The sequence below is a fragment of the Klebsiella sp. MS 92-3 genome (genome assembly GCF_000195655.1).
Taxonomy (GTDB): Bacteria; Pseudomonadota; Gammaproteobacteria; order Enterobacterales; family Enterobacteriaceae; genus Klebsiella; species Klebsiella pneumoniae.
This window is the reverse complement of sequence record NZ_GL882866.1, coordinates 23,886-45,388: the sequence shown is the minus strand read 5'-3', so window position 1 is coordinate 45,388 and position 21,503 is coordinate 23,886. Positions and strand designations below refer to the sequence as shown.

The following is a 21,503-nucleotide window of genomic DNA, read 5'->3' as shown; positions in this document are numbered from 1 at the left end:
CTCGTCCCCCAGCGGCGGGACAGCCAGCAGTCGGGTCGGCGCGGTCAGGGTGATGTTGGCCCGGAATCGCCAGCCGAGGTATACCCGCAGCAGGATGAGAAAGTCCCGAAACAGCGGGCCGTCAGGCTTCCAGCCCTGCGCCTCCGCGGGATTGTCGGTGGTAAGGGCGACGAGGAGCTGGCTGCTGGCATCCATCGCTTCGTCACCCAGCGGCGTATTGCCGTCCAGGAAGAAGTCGTCATCGCCGTAAAACCCCAGCGGCTGGCTGATCGCCACCGGACGCAGGCTGTACGGGCTCACCCTGACGGTGGTCTCCGGGGCCAGCAGGGTGACCAGCGCCTGGATCCCCTGCTGGGTTTTGCCCGGCTGACGCAGCACGCCGGTTAGCGCCAGAAAGCGCGACGCCGGCGAGGCGATATGCTGCGTCGTGCCGGGGATGCCCAGCCCCGCCAGGCCCAGTAGCGACTGCGAGAGACGATCGGTGCCGCCGGGCTCAAAGGTGGCGGGCCAGGAGTATTTCCGCCAGATGCGGTAAAACTGCGTCATGATCCGGTGGCTGAAGATATCCAGTAAGCCCTGCAGCGCTTCATGCCCTTCCCTGTGCTGGGCGATATCATCGAGATATGCCGTCGGGAGCGGCGAATCGACACCGTACAACCCCATAAAGGTGGTGCGAATGACCGGCGGCCTGCTGTCATCGGCCTCATCGTATTCCACGGCTTTCAGTTCGCTGGCGGGAAATCCCATTCCCGGATGCGGGTAAAAACGCACCGGATCGTCAGCCGGATGGCTGGTTCCCCCCATCAGCGGTTGGCCGGGACGCCGTTTTTCCAGAAGCTGGCAGAAGCGGTAAAAATTGATCCGCGGCAGGTCGGCCTCCAGCCGCGGGGTCAGCCGGGAATGCGGCGGCTGTGCTTCTCTTCCCATTCCAGTCGTTCTCCGGTTGGTTGCAGAATGATAATCAGGCGGTTGAACAAGTAGATGTCGGTGTAGAGCGCGAAGAAGCGGCTAAGCATCTCGCCAAACAGGCATATATCGCCTCGTCCGGCAAAGCCGTGACTGTCGAGGGTGACTTCAATCTGTACGCCGCGCACCAGATGGCCCTGTGCAAAGCGCTCTGTTGCGCGGTGCTTCACGTCGAGGATGGCTTCCAGACGCCGACGATTCATCTCGCTGTCGGTCCATTCATACAGCGCCAGGGTGCCGCGCAGGACCTCCGCGTTATCCATCAGGGAAAGAAAACTGCTGCCCAGATGGCTCAGCACCCGCCAGTGAAAACGGTCCTGGGCGGGGGGATAGCACGGCAGCGTCGGCGCGCAGAGGTTACGCACTGCAATACTGGCGGAAGTGGTTTTCATCACCGTATCGAGCACGGTGCTCTGCAGCGCGCGACGCGGCAGCTGGCCGTTGGTTCCGGTGAGGGTCAGCGACAGGCTTTCATCTTCCGGTACGGTATGATTATCAAAGGCTTCTCCGCCGACGATAAGCCAGGTGTTGTACAGCCCGGAGGGGCCACGGCGCACCCGGGTATGATAGTAATAGTCCGCCGCGTCATGACGCATCATGCCGCCTTTGTGGCGAAAACTTGAGAACGGCGCGTAAACCTGCTGGTGTGAGGAGATCACGGAATCGACGGTGTAAATTTCGGTGTGGCCGTCCTGCACGCGCATCGGGCGCAGCGGGTATTCGGTCTGCAGGGAATTGATGGTCAGCGGATCGGACTCCAGCGGAAACAGGTTGATCACTGGCACGCAGTGCAGGCGCAGGTGCTTTTCGCTGAAGCGGAAGTCATGTTCCCAGCGTTCCGCCAGCACGACGTCGATTTCAAACCACGCCAGTCCGGCCGGAAAAGCCACCGTCTCCAGCCCGCGCAGATCGATGAACATGAACTTTTCGCGGAAGGTAAAATACTCCAGCAGCAGCTGGTAACCGCGAAAACTGCGGCCATCTTCAGGCCAGAGGCCGTCATCCTCGCCAAATCCCAGCGCGCTGAAATACCCGTCCAGCGGCCTTCTGTCCACCTCATCGGGCATGTGCAGCCACATCCGGGCCACATTGAGGGTAAAGGCCTCGTGCATGGCGCAGGCCAGCGGCGCATCGGCGTTGCAGTAGAGCGGGATATGACTGAGATCGACCCGGCGCCAGTCCGTCAGCTGGCTGCAGGTAAAGCGCAGCGTGATCACCGACCGGCCATCCGTATCGGTGGCCAGCTGGACGCGCTCCAGGGATAACGGCTGCAGAGCGATCGCTTTGGTGGTGGTGTACCGGCAGCGCGTGCCCTTTTCACCGATCGGCCGGGAAAGCACTTCAAAGCCTTTGGCCATCGTCATCGGCTCTTTCATTTCCGGCCAGTCGGTGGTGAACTCCACGACCGACATCGAGGGAATGGTACGTAAATAATGTGGCCACAGCAGACTGACCACGCCTTCGGTCAGCTCAGGCAGATCGTCATCGAGTTTCTCGCGCATGCGGCCCATCAGGAAGGCAAAACCTTCAAACAGACGCTCGACAAAGGGGTCGCGAGCGCCCGCTTTGTCGAGATTGAGCATTGCCGCCTGCTCAGGATGAGCGCGGGCAAACTCTTCACCCGCTTCCAGCAGGTAGCGCATTTCAGCGTCGTAATAACGCAAGGTTAAATCGTCCATAAATTAATATTGATTTCCTTTCAATCATCAGATTTTGAAACTGGCAACTAAAAAAATAACCTTTATAACACCTGAATTAATACTTATAATTAAATGCCCTTATTTTTTTTAAACATTTATTGCTTGAACCATTTTTAATCGCGCCCTTAAAAAAATCATCTTTTATATAAATCGATGCGTAGCACACGCCCTCTTTTGAAGAAAGAATAAAATTTTGACCACCGCTACCTGCAGCGTTATATTCGTATTGACCACCAACCCTCCAACCAATGTCGAGCGCTGCATCTTTCCTAATCAGAGATGTAAACGAAGCTTTAATCTTAACTCTTTTTCCAGGTGCTATAATTTCAGGCTTTGATCGTACTATACGCGCGACTTCGTCAGGCTCAGGTTCGACATTATATATACTCTCACCTGCATATACGAATATAGTTTCGTTAGTGTTATTTATAATAACAACGACTGGCCTTATCGGAATAAAATGAGCGACAAGGACTAACACCGCTATAAATAATGCAATACCCGTTAACGTTTTTGTTTTTTTCAAAATGATTCGTCACTTTTTTCTGGATTATCTGTATTCCAGCACCAATGATTTTCTCTTGAGTGAGGAAGGTGCGCGCCAGGTGTTGTTTCTAAAACGCAAAGAATATTATCTGCCGTCAACGTCTCAGCAAATTTCCCATGTTCATAAAATAGATTAAACCCTATTTTCATGCTAGTAATGTCATCCATGGTATCATCCCCCATGGCACCTGGCGTCATGTTTTGTTCCCAAGTGGACCCTTTCAAGAGAATTGCTTCAGAAAAACCGACACTACGTCCAACATAACCATAATGTATGTTTGACCAAACATCATAAAAATAATCATGCTGTTTAAACTTATGATAATAAGACTTTGATGATTTTCCTTTCCTGGGAAGTGGTCGTGCTACTGCAACGGATGAAAAAAAATCGCGGATCTTCGGTTTATGATCCCAGATTGAACCTGTTTTCACGGTCTGATACCAAATAGCCATTGCAGCAAGTAAATCTGCTTTAGGGGGCGGCCCCAGCCTTGCATAAAAGGGAAGTTTATTCCATTCAGTAAGTCTTTTTATTATAAAATCTTCGTCGATTAAATATCGTATTGTTTCTGCCGTATCGCTTCTGACATTCGCCTTTATTTCACTTAGTATATATTCTGCAACTTTAATCGCCCCATCTGTGTGAGTACACTGTCGTTCAGTCTTATTTTCTGGATGAAGATTCTTATAGGGTTCCTGTAAAGATGCCATAAGCCCATCGAGTGAAAATAAAGTAGTTATGCATTCACCTCCTTTCTCATAAGTATCATTCATCATTGATGGAATAAACTTCGCCTTACAGGGGCAAGTACTACAGCTGTCGAGGGTTCCGGCCATTCGCCGGCCATGAATGGTATCGTTGTCGATGCCACCGGCAATCTTGTATAGCCCTGCGTGCTTTCCGCAAGTGACGCTGTCCTGCTCCCGGGCAACAGGTTTATCAAACAGAGTGTGATCTTCTGCGCCTGTAGTGATTCTTCCGCCGCAGGTCGTTCTGTCTCCCTGTACCAGATAAAAACCTTTTGCTGCCATATGTTCTCCTTAGTGTCAGTTTCCGTTCTGTTAGCCGCAAAGCACCGCGCTACTGGCTGGATCGAGCGCAATCAGACCTGCCAGCAATTGATCCATCTCCGGTTGCAATCGTAACTTTTCACTCTCGCTGCGCGTGGCTTTCATGCGCAGTAGCCTGAGCCGTCGCGATTTAATCTCGAACAACAGGGCTGGGATCCACTGCGTGAGGGTGATTGATCCCGCCGCATCGTCGAGTTCTCGCAGAAGATAGAGCGCGAGGTCATTCTTCCCCTTTTGTTCGGCCACGCGGGCCATCAGCAGGCGCAACAGCCATTTTTCTTTAGTGGATTCAGTGCCCGGGCGCGTCTGAATCCAGTGGAGTGCAGCATCGAGACCGTCAGTGTCAGCCTTCTCGAGCGCTTCAGGTTCAAGGGCCAGAATGTCGTTATCAGCGCCGCTGGCAGCCGATACTGGCTCATCCTGCCAGACGGACATATCGTCGAGTACACTCTGATTTATCCAGTTCAGCGTGACCTCATCGGCAAAGGGTGTGCCGTCGTTAAAAGCTAATGTTTCAAGCCCGGTGAGACGGCGCAGCAATCCTTTCAGATCGGCAATTATAATATCGGCCAGCACATCCTGACCCGACCTCACCAGCGCCTGATGGATATACCATTGCAGGTCAAGCCAGAGGTGGTTAGCGCCACGTGAGAAGGTACTGTCCGCCTGTTCCAGTATCTCCGACCAGCTCTGTTGCAGGTACAGCCGCTTGAGCATGGCACGCTGATCTGCTCTGGGAGGCTCGATACGTGTTTTTCCTTCAGCATCAGGCGCAGGGATGATTGTCAAGGTGTCATGACGAAGGCTTTTCATTAGCCGATGTGCGGCAAGCCAGCCATCGGGTTGAACACGTAGATATGCTGTCAGGGTTCGCGCCTGGGCCAGCAGATCCTGACCGGAGGTGATGTTACTGAGAACCGGCGCTTCGTATTCAGCCATGCGTGAAGCGGTTTGAGCCAGCCCCCGGTTTCCGACGTTCTGCGGCACCACCGCATCGACTCCCCCGCCCTTTATCAAACGAGACTCCAGAGCACCCCAGAGTGCTTGCAGATCTGGCCGTGATGTTTCTGGTTCTGTCGTCAGACAATCATCAATGAGAAGCAGCGCGCCGACGGTACGCCTTGCGTCCTCCCGCACAACTTCTGGAAAAAGTGAAAGACTGTCTAAGATACGAGTACCCGCCAGCCACTCGAGGGCTGCTTTGCGGCTACGGTCGCGCTGCGGATAAAGCTGCATACCATATCGTTGCAGCAAGCCTGCCAGCAGCTCCAGCCCATCGGCCAAGCCAGCTTCCCCGTCCTGGTGCAAACGGGCCCAGCAGTAATAGGTAACAATCCGGATATCTTTTGTTGTTGCCAGTAACTGTCCAGCCAACTGGCAAATCAGTACGGTATCGACACCGGAGATCTTATTGACCTCCTCGCGGATACGCTGAAAATCATCGTCATAGCCCGGATCGTCCCCGGTTGGTTGGGCGTCACTGACTGGCGCAAGCCAGGATTGCCACTGCGCCTGACGTGACCGGGCCTGCTGGCGCAGTACGCTTTCATCCAACTGACTGGCGGCAACCAAATTTTGTAAAATACTCATAATTCCATCTCATCCATGTCACTATTCCCTACCCCCGTCGTCAGGGCCTGTGCGCTCTCAGCCGCATCGACAGTGAAAATCTGATCCGGCAGGGTCAATCCGCGCAGCGCCAGAAGCGCCAGCGGGCCACTCCCAAGCTGGGAGCGCAATACCCACTGCAGGGTGCGGCCATCCGGAGCGGAGAAGCTCATCATCCACTGGCTGCGATCCAGCGGATGGCGTTTACCCTGCTCCAGCCAGCGAATAAAACCCCAGGTACCGCTGTAGTCACCGAACAGGCGCGTGCCCGCATTGACGGTGGTCCAGGTCAGCAGAGTGCCGGGTTTATACGTCTCCCCCGGCCAGCGGAAAGTCTGCCAGTCGGCCATCTGATTGAAATAGCGCAGCTTTTGGCCGTCTATCGTCAGCTGTGTCTCGACAACCTCCGGGGCAGGCCTGGCCTGTAACTCAAAGCTGATCCCCTGGCTGCCGTCGGTGAAAAGAATGTCGGACAGCTGGCTTAGCTGGTTGATCGCGCGCAGAAAGGCCGGATTAAAGACCAGGCCGTGACTGTTGACCTTATCCGGCACCCATTGGCTGCCTTCTTTATGCAGGACACCGTTCAGCTCCGTCGTGAGAAAACGTTCGATTCGCCCGCTGTCTTTGCGCACAAACTCAGCCAGCATCGGCAGGGAGGCATCGCTTTTGCTGGCGGCAAACGGAAAGCGTCCGTCAAAGGCGGTGTGCCAGTTGGCGACCACCGAACGGCGCCATTTATCATTCAGACTGGCCGCCGACGGCAGAAGCACGGTTTCCCAGGCCTGAGTCAGCGGCTGCACAAACAGAGTATTACCGAAGCCACTCCACTCTTCGCCAAGGCTTGCCGAAATCAGGCTACCGTACTGTTGCGTGTCGGTCAGGTCGACGCTTTTTCCCTGGAAGACGGTCTGCGCCAGGACCTGCATCATCTCCTGCGGATCGGAGGCATTCGCAACCTGCTGCAGGCGCAGGCGCACGCGGGTGATACGGGTCAGATAGGTTTGCAGGCTCAGGGTGCTATCGGCCGACATGACGTTGCTGCCCGTGTTTTTCCCCATCAGCTGGAGCAGTGGGCCGAACGTGTCATCCAGAGGCCCCTGCGGGCCGGCTGCCGACTGGTCGATGACCGGCTTGTCTTTCCCACCCACCAGATCTTTGGCCGATTTAATAAGGCTGTCCGACAGCCCCTCCCTTTGTTGCCCCGCCTGCCCCTGCCAGGCAAGGGTATTCATCAGGGCAATCAGCGGCGACTGGCGGACATCGCTTATCAGCGTGAGCTGGTCGGTAACATCGGCAATGGTGGTCGCTGGGTTGAGTCGCAGACTGTTGAGAAAATTCAGCCAGCTGCCGGCGAAATCGGTGAAGTAGCGTCGGGTCAGACGCGCTTTCAGCGCCTCCGGCGACAGGTCTGTCGACATCGTTTTGCGCGAATCGCTCAGCACCCAGTCGATTTCCTCCCGGCGCGAGCTGGCTGCCTTATCAATGGCCTGCTGAATGCCGCCTTCCCATGCCTGGCGGGTAAACATCCCCGGGACCACTTCATTGGTGGTAAACAGCCGGCGCGCGTCGGTGCCACTGGTCATGTCTTCCAGCGATACATCGGCAAAATTACGACGCACGGATTTGAGCATGTTCTCATATAAGGTGCTTTCGGCATTGCGGCGACCTAGCTGCTGCAACAGAACCTGACGGCTCTGACTCACCCGTTGCGCATCCGGGATGATCTTCCACTCTGGCCGCTCGGGCAGCAGGGAGAGATAAAAGGCCCACAAATCCGGCGCCAGACTTTGCCACAGACCGGTCGAGATCCCCATTCGCGTCGGCTGGACCGTTTTCATGGTCTGCGCAAAAAATGCGCCATCGGCTTTATCCGGACGAGCCATCATCAGCCAGGCTTTCAGCTGGTCATAGCCCGGTTTCGCCAGCCTGGCTCGTTGGTCGCTATTGGGGGCGGAGTTGACCAGCGCGCTGAGCGCCTGCTGCAACGCGGCATTGGCCGGGTCACGTATCAGGCGATGATTTGCCACACCGTACCAGGGCAGGACGGCGTTTAATAGTTGCTGATGATGGTCCAGACCAAAGCGCCGATACCAGGGCGCTCCCTTCTGCCCATCGTGCACGAGACGGCCGGCCTCATTGCGCAGGGCATGGAGGGCCGTCAGTTGATAGTCAGAAACGGAGGGGTGGGCCACCAGGTCGCGGGCTTTTCCCGCTACCGAAGCAATCTGACTGTAATTGAGGGCAAAGGAGAGCAGCAGTCCCGCCGCCCACAGGCCGAGGATGGCCAGCAGACCGCACGCCAGGCCCCGCTCCCACGCCATTCCCACGTGATGCCCGCGTAAACGGCGGCAGTCATCGACGATCCCCAGCCAGGTGGCGGGCAGCGTCAGGAGATGAGGCTGGCCCGCAGGCGAGGTATCCGCCTCCTGATACGGATCTACGGTACGAGGCTCTGGCAGGCTAAACATCAGGCCTCGCAGCGCAAGCCGCTGCCGCGAGGCGGTCAGCCACGGCGCCAGCTGCCAGCGCCATTGCGCGATCCCCCCGTCGATAAGCTGCTGCCCCAGACGCAGCAGAAAGTCGTGGCGGGTATCTGCTGCGATCTGGTGCATCCCCTGCTCCCGTAGCGTGGGCAACATCTGCGCAAGCTGACGGGCGACATCTTCCTCAGTGGCGCGCAACGGGAAGCTAACCCCTACCGCCTGCACCGCGCGGTCAGCCTGCGGCCACTCACTGTCGCACAGTTTCCATAACCAGACCGGGGCGGCATAGCCCAGCAGTTCGCTGATTTTTTCCAGCCCGCGCAGGTCGCTCTCGCTTATCTGCGGCGTCAGGGTGAGAGACGACGGCATCACCCGCACAATCCCATCCAGAGGACGACCGCGGCGCAGCTTGCGCAGCGCGATGTATTTTTCTCGGTCAGGCTCCGATGCAAGGCTGCCGCCGTAAATCAGCACGGTGCGGTTGCCTTCAAGCCAGTGCTGCTGACGCAGGCCAGGCACCAGTTGTTCGATTGCCGCCTCGTCGCCGGTGACTAAAAGCAGGCGGACTTTGCGCCGCCAGTGAATTCCAATTCGGGTTCGCAGATGGTCACGAATCCTGGCACACATCACCACTGCTGGAGAAACAGAGATGTTTTCACTCTCATCTTTTCTCTTATTGTCATCACCACGAGTGACATCCAGGAGCGCCTCAAACTCCTTTTTACCGGCACTGCGAGCTGTCCACAGGAGCATAACTAACATGATAAAGATACATCCGGTAATGCAGCACCCACCAATAAGCCAGTAATTCTGCTGCTGACTATCGCCCTCAAGTCCGGCCATGTCAGGATGTTTCCAGACGATAAATGTCATTGCAGCCAAGAGTAAAAAGAGAATGAATACGACTGAAAGATAGCGACCTTCCGTAGTTTTCGGTGCTAAAAGTAACTTCACAGATCCATCTCCTGTCTTGAAGCTATCGGGGTAATAAGCGTGCTCCATAGCACTTTCTGAGTGGTATCCCCGCAGATAATCATCTGCGGGGATTGTGTTTGTCGGGCGATTTCAGTGGCGGCAGCAATAGCCAGCCAGGGTGCAGCGGCTCCAGCATTCCCCATGGATATATCGAGTGAAATGACAGCCTCATCTTTTACGCACTGCGCAGGATGTGCATTCTGACATCCAATCGCTTCTGCACGTTGCTCACCTGTCATTCCAGCGAGCCATAAATTTTTCACCATACTTTCTTTTAGCGGGACGTTCCAGGCGGCCATCCTCATCCCTTCGCTAAGTTCACCTGAGGGAGCAGCATCTGGCCGGTGTAGTAATGCGAGGGGGTCAAGCGCCACTTGCGTTAGGCGGTTGCCAAGAAGTAGAGCAACAGCCGCTTCAGCAGTATTGTTTGTAACAACCGGATCAATCTGGAGGCCAACGATCAATAACATTGCTTTATCTTTAATACGTTCATTTAACCAGCGGTCAATTACACTAAGACCACGCCCTTCAACGTGTTCAACAGGAAAAGTGATATTGTTCTTTTGCCATGCCTCATCCCAGTAATGGCGAATGTTCTCCAAAGGCAGCGATGTTGTTACATCAAAAACTACTACTAGTGGGCATTTATCAGGGATTTGTGTAAAAGGAATGTCTGCAATCATCTGCGAAAAAATATTCATTATCACGAATTCCATAGAATCCTGCGGGCTGGAAGAAATTTGGCTCATTCTGGCGCTTTCATTACCATCCCGGCCGACCTGTGAAACAATAATGCTGTCGTTATTTTGCATAGCAATAGCGGTATCTTTCTGAGCAACTGATGAGTGGCCGGTAATAAATGTTGCACTCAGCACTTGTAATGCACGCCGTGCCTTACGGGTTTCTCGAAGAATCCACTGTTCTCGCTGTTTGTCAAAAGCGTTTGCTTTGCTATCCTGTAAAGACCAAACAAGCAGACGAGAAGAAAGCAAGACACTCCACAAAGCAACAGGAAAACCTAAAGCTAATCTCCAGAAGTACAGATTTTCAACATAATGCCCAAATATACGCATTATGATAATACAGACTGAAAGCATGACAACCAGAGCAACAAGCCAACGAGAAAATTTCAGAGGCTTAGGTCTGGGGTAGCGTTCTGGCAAATGTTTAAGTGTATATGGCATTAATTTCCTCATATTACAGGATGGCTAAATTAGCTCGATATGCAGGCGAAACAAAAACTCACCACATTATATTTCTTTCATTAGCAAACTCACACTTAAACATACGACCATCCTTTTTGGTAAAAAACAGAAATCAACGTGCTAGTTTACTTTTGTCGTTGAAGTGGCCTTCCATTTTTTTCAGCATGTAATTTAACAGAGACTTGTCTTTTTTAATTACAATCAGGAATCGGAGGGTTTTCCCCACCCCACCTACCGTTTTCAACTATGATATTCTCTTCCCCTCGTAGGGCATATTTCAATCCATTTTATACGCGAAATAGTTGACAGTAACTGGGTCTATCCCACCAATACATCCAATTTATAAGCAAATAAAACAGTGCCTTCGTCATTGGTAAAGCTACTGTTTATTTCAACTGATTCTTTTACCCCCCCCATTCAGATTAATATCCATTTCACAGTCAATAATATAATCATTTGAAATGCAATCATCCTGACCCTTTGTCACCTGTTTTACAGATAAATACTCTGCAGTATTATTCTGGTTGATTTCCTTTTTCATCACCAGTAAATGCTTACCAGAATTACCTTCCCGCTTTGTAGAAAAGATTGGATTTTTAGTAAAAATAGAGTTTATTGGCTACAAAATAATATGCAACACAACCTAAAAAGCAGCAAGAGCGCTGAATAATGATTAATCAACAACACCTTTAATTTAGAGCGAGATGCTTACATCAATACTCACAAGCTATTTTTGCAGCATAAATTTATTGGCAGCTTTGCAAGCCAAAGTTCCGTCGGGAAGAGAATCAAACAAAGAGGTAAAGTTATATAGAACTGTTTTCCCATTAACTTTCTTAAATTCAATAAAATACCCATAAGCACCATCATCATCACATTTTTTCTAATAGACTCTGGTAGAGCAAAAGATACATTCCATACACACACTTTTTCATTTGGGAAAACTGCCGATGTGTTAACAGGATACTTTGATTTTTTGTCCACTCCCCAGCCATAGTAAACCTCAGATACATTGACAATGTGTACTGTATTTATTTTTGATAAGTAAATCACTTTCAACATAACGCCACATTTCTTTTGAAGACATTTCAATCAACAACTTCTTATTATTTTTTTAAAAACCTGTCTTAGAGAATCTATATTTGAGTTATCCATACACTCTTCTGCCAGTACACATGAGCTGTAACCAAGTAACAATGCTAAAACATAATAATACTTCACATCACCTCCAGTATTAAATTTTTTTTATCACCTTGTTCTTCCATCCTCTTTCGAGAGTAGATTGGCTCCAAGGCTTTCACGCAACTCTGCAATATTAGAAATCGCTGCTTCTCTCGAGCCCGAATTTATTATTTTTTGTGCATAAGAATAATATGAATTAGGTACATAGAACCTGACCCTGGCCCAAAATCAGTGCAGTGCTAAATCAGAGATCTTCGTCTTTCCGGAGATTTCGGATGAATTCAGCCGGAGTCATGTCATTTAATGATGAATGCGTTCTCTCATGATTATATTCCCTGCGCCAGTTGTCGAGTTTGTCCTGCGCATCTTCCAGCGAGAGAAACCAGTGAATGTTCAGGCATTCATCCCGCAGACTGCCGTTCAATGATTCAATAAACGGGTTATCCGTTGGTTTTCCGGGGCGGGAGAAGTCCATTGTAACACCGTGCTGATACGCCCATTTATCCAGACTTTTCGAGATAAACTCGCTGCCGTTATCTGTCTGAATACGTACCGGCAGGCGCTTGCCCAGCACCCGCAACCTTTCCATCACACCGACCACATCCTCACCTTTCAGCGACTTTCCGGCATGGATCGCCACACACTCCCGACTAAAATTATCCACTACAGTCAGCGCCCGGAAACGTCGTCCGTTAAACAGGTTATCCGACACGAAATCCATACTCCAGCACTGATCGACTCCGCTCAGGACCGGACGTTGCTGACGATGTGCTGCACTGACATGCCTGCGGGGGCGCTTTTTGCGCAGGTTGAGGCCTTCCAGACAGTAAATCCGGTGTGTTTTCTTGTGGTTAACAGGCCAGCCTTCCCGCCGCAGCTGAATATGAATACGCGGGCAACCGTAGCGGATCCGGGTTTCCGCTATTTCCCGGATACGCAGGGTTATCGCCCGATCATCCCGCCGGCTCTGCCAGTGGTAAACGGTTCTGCTCTGCATCAGCAGTCCGCATCCCCGTCGGACACTGATACGGTAAGCCTCCCGCAGAAAATGCACCGCCTGACGCTTCTGAGCCGGCCTCAGAACTTTTTTTGATAACTTCCTGCAGCATCACCTTGTCCAGACTTAAATCAGCCACCAGACGTTTCAGACGCTGATTCTCTTCCTCAAGCTGGCGCAGGCGGCGCAGTTTTGTCACGCCCATGCCGCCAAACTTTTTCTTCCAGTTGTAAAATGTGGCTTCAGAAATGCCCATCTTTCTGCAGACTTCCTCCACCCGAGTGCCGGTTGCGGCCTCTTTCAGCGCAAATGCTATCTGTTCTTCGGTATAGCGGGTCTTTTTCATGGCGATGTGCCTCTCTGTGAGATGGAAGAAAGACCGGAGACTTCAGTTTAGCCTGACACTGTTTTCAGGGAGGAGATCAAAGGTTAAGCGGGATACTTACAGAGAACATTTCCCCAGCAATGGCACTTGAAAAACACAGCATACATATGATTAATGAAAAGTATCTAAACAAAGCTACTGACCTCAATATCATTAAGGACTGGAAGGGAGTATCTTTGATCTTATAGACTGGCAAATGGACCTTCCTAAAAGCTTATAGCTAATAATTCCATCAACATTCAACTCATTCGTAAAGATATGCCCAGGGGCTTTTGAGTCGAACGTATAAATAAATAACTTATTATCTTTCATTGCATAAAAAAGAACTCCATCGAAACCAGAAACTTGATCATCAGAGTAAGATGATAATATTTTGGCAATCTGAGTTCTGGATGATAAATCTGTTATGGATTTTATTAGTATATTGTCATCAATACCTTTTGGGAGCGTATTCAAATATACGTTATCAATATAAGGGGTATAATCATTTTGATCGCACGAAGGAGTGTGAGGATTGTCCACACCGTAATAATTTCTAAAAAAGCCATCAAGGACATATTTATAATCATTTGCAGAAGGCAATGCCTTTACAAGTAAGGATATTCCTCCGGGATCACCTGCTATCACTCTCAATGACAACAACAGTAACATACTTATAGCTATAAAATTTTTCATCGACCGCCACCTTCATCTTTCACAGATTTAGTTTTGCTATCAAATCCGAAAAAATTATTGATTTTACTGAGGGTTGATAATCCATGCTTATCCTCATGAGAAAGTATGATTGGGATCAATTGCTAATGATTCACGAGAAAATTTTTTGCGCTGATAGTAAATAGCCATTTGAAAAAGCATCATTTCATATTGATAAGCTCCCCCCCCAATTCATCAAGTGTTTTCTCTCCCGAGAAAAGCTGTCGGCATTTACTGTCAATTACAGCATCATCTTTATCTCTTGGGAATATAATTTTCATTTTTCTTGCTATATCCCACACACCTGGGAATGAATCAACCGCACAATCCAAATCGTTTGGCGCAATATATTCTCCATTGACAGATATTTTCCCTAGATATATTGAACCACCAGGGTAAAACAAGCTATTCTGATCTGGCTCAGATGAGGAATTACTCCAAAAACCTTTGCCTGACAAAAGGTTTTTATTCCCATTAAACTTAGATACTATCGCCTGATATGACCTAAAGTGAGCATCAATCACAACTAATGCCAGAACTAATTTTTTTTCAAAATTAACATCTATAATAGAAGAAATTGAATTATTAAAGTAATGAATAGAATGAATTCGAATTGACTGTCCTTTGCAATCTATAAGCTCCTTAACATCAAGATATTTATTTCCTGATGCTAAAAGCACGCCTAAATGATCACTAGTTAGAGAAATACCTCCAGCACCAGAGATTAATGAATCATTCCAATTTTCTATTTTGCATGAGTAATCCGTATTTAATTGATCATCGTGAACATTTACATATCCAGCTTTATCCTTATCTAAATGGATGCTTACACCATCGATATCAATTGTGTTGTAATATCCAGCCCAAGAATTAAGAGCAGTAGCACAAAGCATCATAAACAAAAATGAATTAGTTTTAAACTTCATCATCAATCATCTCTTTTGCTTTTTTAGTAGCTATTTTCCTTTCTGCAATTCCTTTATCTGCACCATTTATATTTTTAGTTACTTTCAAAATAATGCTGTCATCATCAGATTTCCCAATTTTGTCCTCATCCATAATTTTGAGAACTTTAGACTTAAAACAAACTATAAAAAAACCACCTGTATCAATACAGTTATATGCATTTTCTGTCACTTTCTGAGGGTTTCCTATTTTTGGTGGTTTTTTCTTCATACCGGCTGAATTTTTTTCTTGTACTCCGGGTCATCCCACCAATATTTATCAAAGTCATTTTTTGACAACCAACCTCGATATACCCAGTAGCTTGAATATGTGTTAAGTCCAGTTAGCATTTTAAACCCTCTACCTCTGAATTTTTGTGCATCTACATCTCCACAGTTACCGTTAATCCAGCTATAGGATCCTGTGATATACCCTCCACGGGAATTGTATTTTTTCCCGGAGAAATAGTTATCCTTCTCGGCTTTAAGAGCTCCGTACCAATGACCTAGCTTAGTAGTTTCATTAAATGTTGATGCTTCAACAATCACACCACCTTGCTGAACACCATCAACAATAATTTGTTGCTGGCTAGTTTCTTGCATGGACAATAAATAACCTGATTCAACTGCACCCTGCCCTAAAAAATGACAAATTCTATTTGCATCAGATAAGTTATACTTTCGCATGATTGTATTTATGTCCGCATAGTACTCTAATGTAATATTTTTAATACCTTCAAGTGCATTTTTATTTTCTTTACTAGCATTCGCCGTCATTACTTTTTCAATTACTTCAGAGTCGAGCCAACTACATTTCCTGAAATGTCGAATAAATGATTTTGGCTCAAAATGCCACAACCGGTCAGAACTCAACGCTCCAGAATCAAAGCATAGTGCTTCCGCATGGGATTTAAACTTTGCATAATCGGCTTCCGTCATCGGTTCATGCTCTTCATTTCCCGTTTTCAGCCACGAAAAACGGATGTCGATCGTACTTTTTTCCCATTCAAATGGGAAATGACAGATTAGCTTCCCGCACTGGTTATCGAAGTCACCAACTTCGTGAAGTTTCTTGATAATAGCTGAATTACACTGGCTGTTGCTATCACTATCGTCATCTACCATCTGCCAGCCCGTCCAGTGAGGGAAATCAGCGTCACTAAACTTTTTAATACTGGAATCAGCAAGGTTGATCACCCCTTTACCACCCGGGTAATTGACTGTCATCCATAATGGTGCGTCTGCCGGTACCAGTGTTTCATGGTCCGTGTTGATCACTCGCCCAAAGCGAAGTAATTCAAACCCGGCACTTGGGCTCTCCTTATAATTCCGCATCGCGGTTTTATAGAGATTGTATTCGTAGTCATCACCATCTGCATTAACCAGTGGTTCACCCAGCAGATCATATTTTCCGTCAGTCTGCGTATTTTTCTGACGAGTAACCATCGTGCACTTGCCTTGGGCCAGAGTCATGCTGGCATACAGAGGCACATTGCTGGTATATAGTTCAGAAAGTCCGGTGGTAGAAATGCTGTTATCTGCTGGAGCCTTGTCATAAAACTTTGTCTGCGGTGGCAGATAAAAGTGAATATCACCATAAACCGCATCGGTGCGGCCATTCTTCGAAATATCCAGCTCTCCTGTTTTCCTGCCCGTTAGCTTGCTGATGTTGTCATCATCGCAGAAAATCTGGAAATGGAAAGCATTCACTCCATCAACCATGCCTGGAAGGCCTATAGGATCCTTACGGTAAACTTTATCACCGGCTTTAACAGTTTCAGCCAGCGACTTCAGATGCATGTATAAGGAATAGAAAGCCACTTTTCCTTCATCACCGCTACCGATCTCGGTTTCATGCTTTATGAGCACATAACCATCATTACTCCCCTTTGTATTGGGTTTATCGGCGTTGATGTTGAATGGTGCTAGGTCGCGCTTGTCTGAGCTTTTGCGGAGTGAAATGACGGTACCGTCAGCTATCGCCCGCACGCTCTCAGCAGGCCTTCCTTCGTCAGTCTGACGTATATGTATTCCGCCATGCCACGAACCATAACCGTTGACCGGGTATCCGCGTCGGTCAACTACGGTCAGGATTCTTTCAATCCAGGCCGCATCAGTTTCATCGTCTTGTTTCACTTTCAGAAGAGGTGGACTGATAATCATAATCTGACTCCTTGTCAGGAAAATCTGAACTTACTGCAAGGTTCTGTGGTTTCAGGCGCCAAGTTCGGGAAGTCTTCCTGCTTGCTGGCCTTTTCCTTTCGCCCGTAGTGCCCGGCTTTTGTCAGGTATTCCCCCTGCGTCGCTGATTCAATGCCACTGGCATTGAGCGTGATATAGCTTCCCCCGCCGTTTATTGTGACCCGTTTTTTCGCAATAATTTCGATACTGTCTTCCGTGCTGACAATGCTGATTTCCTTCCGGGCAAGCAACGCCATCAGGTCATTCTGCGCCTGCATCTGTACCGGTCCCTGGTTCGCTATCAGCCTGATCCCAAGCTTTCGCACAAACACGCTCAGCGCACTGCCCACCCCGATGAACAGCTTTTTCACCACGCTGACATCCGCATTCTTTCCGGCCGTGGCAATCAGGTTATGCCCGGCTGAGACCTGCAGATGCTCCCCGCTGGTCAGCGCTATCCCCTCCGGCGCGCTGACCAGCAGCACCGATTTTTTGAGGTCCGTCAGCTGCTGCTCCAGCAGGGTAATTTGCGCCTGGAGATCGGCCGGGTTCGCGGTCGCCTTCTGCGCGTCACCGGAGATGGACATCATCTGCTCCCGGGCTTCGGCCAGATTGCTGACCGCCGGCTCCATATCCAGCACCTGCCCCTGAGCCTGCGCCTGTCCGTCCGCGCTGATAAATATCCCTTTCTGTGCCCGGATAGCGCCCCGGCTGTCGGTTCTCAGCTCAAAGCCTTCGCCGCGCGGCTGCCTGTCACTGTCCACCAGGTGCCCCAGGTTCAGCTGGCTCTTGCCGCCGTACTCCGTCGAGAGCTTGATATGCTTTTTCCCGCGCTCGTCGTCGAGGCGGATTTTGTTGTTGGCCGGGGTGCGCAGGACGTTACGTTTGTCATTGCGGATGGTGACGTGGTCGCCGTGCGCCGAGTCGTGCAGCACGCCCGCGATATACGGCCGGTCAGGGTTACCATCCTCAAAGCCAATCGCCACCTCCGTCCCGGCCAGCAGCGGCAGGTGCAGGCCGTAGGTGTCTCCGGCATACGGCCGCGACTGGCGGACCCACAGGCTCTCGAACCCGGTTTCCCAGCGCGCCCGGTCAAACAGCATATTCACCCGGTAGCGTCCGTGTTTGTCGATATGCCCGTAGGTGTCGTTTTCCCGGGTGCTGGTCACGCGGGCCGGCAGCGTCCCGGCCATCATCGGACGCGCGCCGGGCTCAGGCCGGTAGCCGACGTCCGGGCTGTCCGGTATGCCGGCAAACTCCACCGCAAAGTCGGCATCGCGCCGGGCGTGGCTGTGCATCGCCGTGACGAGCACGCCCTCAGCAAACTCCCTGGCCACCTCCTCTCCGCCGGTGACCTTCAGCACCTGTCCCGGGCAGAGCGTCGGGCAGCTGGTGGTGGCCTGCATCCGGGTCTGGCCGTTCAGATAACGCTCATGACGAAGACGGGCGTAAAACGCCCCGGACTCCGGCGCCGGATGGCGGTCATGGACATTCCCGGCGGTCAGGTAGTTATCTCCCCAGTGGTAAGCCTCACCAAAGGTGGTGGTCTCCCCGCGGGTGACATCCACCTGCGCGTTCATGTCCGCCGTCGCCTCGCGGTAGTTGTAGTCGCGGGTACTGACCTGCTGCTCCACGACGCGGTGGCGGCATGCCATCTCCCACACCGCGTCCACCCCGGCCGACTGCTGCCCTGACGGCGGGACCGAAGGCAACGTCAGCCCCTTCTCATAGCCCTGCTGACTGTCGCAGAACTCAGCGACGTCGATGTGCAGCCGCGTGTCGGCGGTAAAGCGAAACCAGATCCCCACCTCACCCAGCAGCCGGATGATAAAGCGCAGGTCATCCTCGCCGTACTGCATCACCTGCTCGCGGCGCGGATACGTTTTTGTCAGCGAGAACAGAAAATCCTGACCGCGCAGGCCGTGGCGCTCGCGGAGGATTTTTTCCACAATCTGCGGAACGGACTGGTCCTGGTAAATGGCGTTCTGGTGCGAGCGGTTAAGCAGCGCCAGGCGCGGCTGAAGCGTCAGCGCGTAGTGCGTTTCATCCCTGGAGGTACTGAGCCGTTCAAACCCCGTCACCACGCCCTGGATAACCCGCACGGGTTGCTGAACATTGATGCCGAAGCCCTGAGCCACCGGCGCCTGCAGCGTCAGGGAGGCAGCCTTCATCAGCATCATCTCTTTGCTGATGGCATGGTCTGCGCTGGTGAATTCAATACGGTAGCGGAACGGCTGGCTCAGGGCTTCATCGCCCTCGAAGGCCAGCACATCAAGCCCGGCTTCACATCCCTTCACCGAAAGCAGGTGGTGGTTGTGGCTGAACAACAACGATTTCACGCTACTCATCGGCGATTGCCCCCTCGTCAAACGCCATCACGACGCCTTCCTCTTCGTGATACCCCAGCGTCACCTGGCGCGGTTTCTGCCCCGCCGCCATATGGCTCAATAGCTGCTGACTCAGCGCCGGCAGGATCTGCTGATTCAGCAGACTGTCGACGTTGCGGGCGCCGGTATCCGGCAGCAGGCAGGCCTCGGTTAGCGCGTCGAACAGGCTCTCGCTGAGGGTGGTGGTGATTCCGTAATGGCAAGCCAGACGCTGACTTACCTGCCCGAGCTTCATGCCGACAATGGCGCGCAGCGCTCCCGCCGGCAGCGGACGGTAAATCACCGTCTGGAAGCGGGCCAGCAGCGCCGGCTGGAAGTGGCCGCGCAGCACCGGGCGCAGCAGCTCGTGCAGGTCTGATTCGCTGGCCTGCGGCTGTTCATCCAGCAGCTGCATCAGGAGGTCGCTACCGAGGTTGGCGGTCATCAGGATCACGGTGTTGCGAAAGTCGATTTCACGCCCCTCGCCGTCGCGCATTACCCCCCGGTCGAAGACCTGGTAGAACAGGTTCATCACATCGCGATGGGCCTTTTCCACCTCATCGAGCAGCACCACGCTGTAGGGGCGTTTGCGCACCGCCTCGGTCAGGATCCCGCCCTGGCCGTAGCCGACGTAGCCCGGCGGAGAACCCTTCAGCTGGCTGACGGTGTGCGGCTCCTGGTACTCGGAGAGATTGATGGTGATCAGCGCTTTCTCGCCGCCGAACAGCGCATCGGCCAGGGCGAGCGCCGTTTCCGTTTTGCCGGTGCCGCTCGGCCCGACCAGCAGGAACACCCCCTGCGGACCGTTCTCCGGCGTCAGGCCGGTTTTCGCGGCGCGCAGGCGCCGGGCAATAGCGCTCAGGGCCGCCTCCTGGCCAACCACCCGTTTGCCGAGACTCTCTTCCAGACTCAGCAGCTCCGTCTGCTCATCTTTCATTAGCGAGGAGAGCGGCACGCCGGTCCAGTCGGCAATCACCGTCGCCACGGTGCGGACGTCGACGTCCAGCCCGAGCAGCGGATTGCCCTGCTGGACGGCGATAAGCGCGGTTTGTAGATCGCTAATTTCCGCCTGGCGGGAGATATCGCGGCGACAGGCGAGCAGCGCTTCCGTCAGCTGCAGCTCCTGACCATACTGAGTTTCAAGGGTATTCAGCGCCAGAATAAGGCGGATCTCCTCCTGCTCAATGGCCGCCAGCCGATCGCCGCGGGCGCTGTTGCCCAGCGCAATATCTTCCAGCAGCGCCTGCTTCTCCATTGCCAGCGCGGTGAGCTGCGCCTTCATGCGGGTCAGCGGCTGAGGCACGGTATCCAAACTCATACGCAGGCGGGCGGAAGCGGTGTCGAGTAAATCCACTGCCTTGTCCGGCAGCTGGCGGCCGGTGAGATAGCGTCGTGACAGCGTCACGGCGGCGCGCACCGCATCATCCGTGATATGCACGCCGTGGTGGTCGGCATAGCGGGACTTCAGGCCGCGCAGCATCAGGCAGGCGGTGTCGTCGTCCGGCTCATCCACCTTGACCATCTGAAAGCGGCGCTCCAGCGCGGCGTCGCGCTCGAAGTACTGCTTGTATTCACTCCAGGTGGTGGTGGCGATAGTCCGCAGTTCGCCCCGGGCCAGCGCCGGCTTCAGCAGGTTGGCGGCATCCGCGCCGCCCGCCTGATTACCCGCGCCGATGATCGTGTGCGCCTCGTCGATAAACAGTAGCACCGGCGAAGGCGACTGCTGTACCGCCTCAATGATATTTTTCAGCCGCTGCTCGAACTCGCCTTTGACCCCGGCGCCGGCCTGCAGCAGACCGAGGTCAAGGGTGCGCACCGACACTGGCTTCAGCGCGTCGGGGACGTTGCCTTCGGCAATGCGCAGCGCCAGGCCTTCCACCAGAGCGGTCTTGCCCACGCCCGGCTCACCGACGAGGATTGGGTTGTTTTTTCGCCGACGGGAGAGAATATCCACCATCTGGCGGATTTCCGTGTCGCGTCCGAACACCGGGTCAATCTGGCCGTCTCTGGCTTTGGCGGTGACGTCGAGAGTGAATTTGTCCAGCGCGTTCTGCAGCGCCGGGTTGAGCCCATCCGCATTCAGTTCGCTGCCCGCAGGACGCCCCACAAATTCCACGTCCCCGCCATGGGGCTGCCCCCGCCGCCCCCCCCCCCCCCCCCGCCCGGGGTCCTCACCGTGGCCAGTCCCTTCGACGTTCAGC

14 protein-coding genes and 1 pseudogene are annotated in these 21,503 nt (G+C 52.4%); all 15 read right to left on the bottom strand.

Translation table 11 applies throughout. The annotated features are described in order from the left end of the window. Nucleotides 1–927: type VI secretion system baseplate subunit TssG (gene tssG / locus HMPREF9538_RS02115; RefSeq protein WP_032457272.1), on the bottom strand; the 927-nt coding region annotated here is incomplete at its 3' end. Continuing rightward, the gene (tssF, locus tag HMPREF9538_RS02120) at nucleotides 891–2,645 is read right to left on the bottom strand and encodes a type VI secretion system baseplate subunit TssF (protein WP_009486339.1); all 1,755 of its coding nucleotides are present in this window, start codon (nucleotides 2,643–2,645) and stop codon (nucleotides 891–893) included. The genes tssF and tssG, both read right to left, overlap by 37 nt. 76 nt (nucleotides 2,646–2,721) lie before the next feature. Further along, on the bottom strand, nucleotides 2,722–3,192 hold the full coding sequence (locus tag HMPREF9538_RS02125; RefSeq protein ID WP_009486338.1) for a hypothetical protein: 471 nt from the start codon (nucleotides 3,190–3,192) through the stop codon (nucleotides 2,722–2,724). Beyond that, nucleotides 3,189–4,244: a polymorphic toxin type 44 domain-containing protein gene (locus HMPREF9538_RS02130; protein WP_009486337.1), complete on the bottom strand. Its 1,056-nt coding sequence runs from the start codon at nucleotides 4,242–4,244 to the stop codon at nucleotides 3,189–3,191. Before HMPREF9538_RS02130 ends, HMPREF9538_RS02125 begins: the two co-directional genes overlap by 4 nt. A 30-nt stretch (nucleotides 4,245–4,274) precedes the next feature. Further along, nucleotides 4,275–5,873 (bottom strand): type VI secretion system protein TssA, encoded by a 1,599-nt coding sequence (gene tssA / locus HMPREF9538_RS02135; protein WP_009486336.1) that lies wholly within the window; start codon nucleotides 5,871–5,873, stop codon nucleotides 4,275–4,277. Beyond that, nucleotides 5,870–9,328 (bottom strand): ImcF-related family protein, encoded by a 3,459-nt coding sequence (locus HMPREF9538_RS02140; RefSeq protein WP_009486335.1) that lies wholly within the window; start codon nucleotides 9,326–9,328, stop codon nucleotides 5,870–5,872. Before HMPREF9538_RS02140 ends, tssA begins: the two co-directional genes overlap by 4 nt. Beyond that, nucleotides 9,325–10,533: a hypothetical protein gene (locus tag HMPREF9538_RS02145; protein ID WP_020316460.1), complete on the bottom strand. Its 1,209-nt coding sequence runs from the start codon at nucleotides 10,531–10,533 to the stop codon at nucleotides 9,325–9,327. Before HMPREF9538_RS02145 ends, HMPREF9538_RS02140 begins: the two co-directional genes overlap by 4 nt. Nucleotides 10,534–11,274: 741 nt before the next feature. Beyond that, nucleotides 11,275–11,616, bottom strand: a complete 342-nt coding sequence (locus HMPREF9538_RS31225) for a maltose transporter permease (RefSeq protein ID WP_223364773.1) — start codon at nucleotides 11,614–11,616, stop codon at nucleotides 11,275–11,277. Between the two features lie 364 nt (nucleotides 11,617–11,980). After that, nucleotides 11,981–13,079, bottom strand: a protein-coding gene (locus HMPREF9538_RS28945) for an IS3 family transposase (protein WP_087497829.1) whose coding sequence is annotated in 2 segments (ribosomal slippage) — nucleotides 11,981–12,827 and nucleotides 12,826–13,079 — 1,101 coding nt in all. Because the reading frame shifts where the segments join, the coding sequence is not laid out codon by codon here. A gap of 192 nt (nucleotides 13,080–13,271) precedes the next feature. Continuing rightward, nucleotides 13,272–13,793 carry a hypothetical protein gene (locus tag HMPREF9538_RS30680; protein WP_004179560.1) on the bottom strand — a complete coding sequence of 174 codons (522 nt, stop codon included), beginning with the start codon at nucleotides 13,791–13,793 and terminating at the stop codon, nucleotides 13,272–13,274. A 179-nt stretch (nucleotides 13,794–13,972) separates the two neighbouring features. Further along, nucleotides 13,973–14,740: a hypothetical protein gene (locus HMPREF9538_RS0128525; RefSeq protein ID WP_015958252.1), complete on the bottom strand. Its 768-nt coding sequence runs from the start codon at nucleotides 14,738–14,740 to the stop codon at nucleotides 13,973–13,975. Continuing rightward, nucleotides 14,727–14,987 carry a hypothetical protein gene (locus tag HMPREF9538_RS33250; protein ID WP_004190528.1) on the bottom strand — a complete coding sequence of 87 codons (261 nt, stop codon included), beginning with the start codon at nucleotides 14,985–14,987 and terminating at the stop codon, nucleotides 14,727–14,729. Before HMPREF9538_RS33250 ends, HMPREF9538_RS0128525 begins: the two co-directional genes overlap by 14 nt. Then, nucleotides 14,984–16,918, bottom strand: coding sequence for a M23 family metallopeptidase (locus tag HMPREF9538_RS02160; protein ID WP_009486328.1), 1,935 nt, complete (start codon nucleotides 16,916–16,918; stop codon nucleotides 14,984–14,986). Before HMPREF9538_RS02160 ends, HMPREF9538_RS33250 begins: the two co-directional genes overlap by 4 nt. Before the next feature lie 14 nt (nucleotides 16,919–16,932). Continuing rightward, nucleotides 16,933–19,275 (bottom strand): type VI secretion system Vgr family protein, encoded by a 2,343-nt coding sequence (locus HMPREF9538_RS02165; protein WP_163551634.1) that lies wholly within the window; start codon nucleotides 19,273–19,275, stop codon nucleotides 16,933–16,935. A gap of 1 nt (nucleotide 19,276) precedes the next feature. Continuing rightward, nucleotides 19,277–21,436: pseudogene (gene tssH / locus HMPREF9538_RS02170) on the bottom strand (type VI secretion system ATPase TssH); the annotation flags it as partial. Nucleotides 21,437–21,503 lie beyond the last annotated feature (67 nt).

Excerpts from the sequence above, each read along its gene's own strand:
- tssA (WP_009486336.1), bottom strand. The coding sequence starts at position 5,873 with ATGAGTATTTTACAAAATTTGGTTGCCGCCAGTCAGTTGGATGAAAGC.
- tssF (WP_009486339.1), bottom strand. The coding sequence starts at position 2,645 with ATGGACGATTTAACCTTGCGTTATTACGACGCTGAAATGCGCTACCTG.
- HMPREF9538_RS0128525 (WP_015958252.1), bottom strand. The coding sequence starts at position 14,740 with ATGATGAAGTTTAAAACTAATTCATTTTTGTTTATGATGCTTTGTGCT.
- HMPREF9538_RS02160 (WP_009486328.1), bottom strand. The coding sequence starts at position 16,918 with ATGATTATCAGTCCACCTCTTCTGAAAGTGAAACAAGACGATGAAACT.
- HMPREF9538_RS02145 (WP_020316460.1), bottom strand. The coding sequence starts at position 10,533 with ATGCCATATACACTTAAACATTTGCCAGAACGCTACCCCAGACCTAAG.
- HMPREF9538_RS02130 (WP_009486337.1), bottom strand. The coding sequence starts at position 4,244 with ATGGCAGCAAAAGGTTTTTATCTGGTACAGGGAGACAGAACGACCTGC.
- HMPREF9538_RS30680 (WP_004179560.1), bottom strand. The coding sequence starts at position 13,793 with ATGAAAAATTTTATAGCTATAAGTATGTTACTGTTGTTGTCATTGAGA.
- HMPREF9538_RS33250 (WP_004190528.1), bottom strand. The coding sequence starts at position 14,987 with ATGAAGAAAAAACCACCAAAAATAGGAAACCCTCAGAAAGTGACAGAA.
- HMPREF9538_RS31225 (WP_223364773.1), bottom strand. The coding sequence starts at position 11,616 with ATGTTGAAAGTGATTTACTTATCAAAAATAAATACAGTACACATTGTC.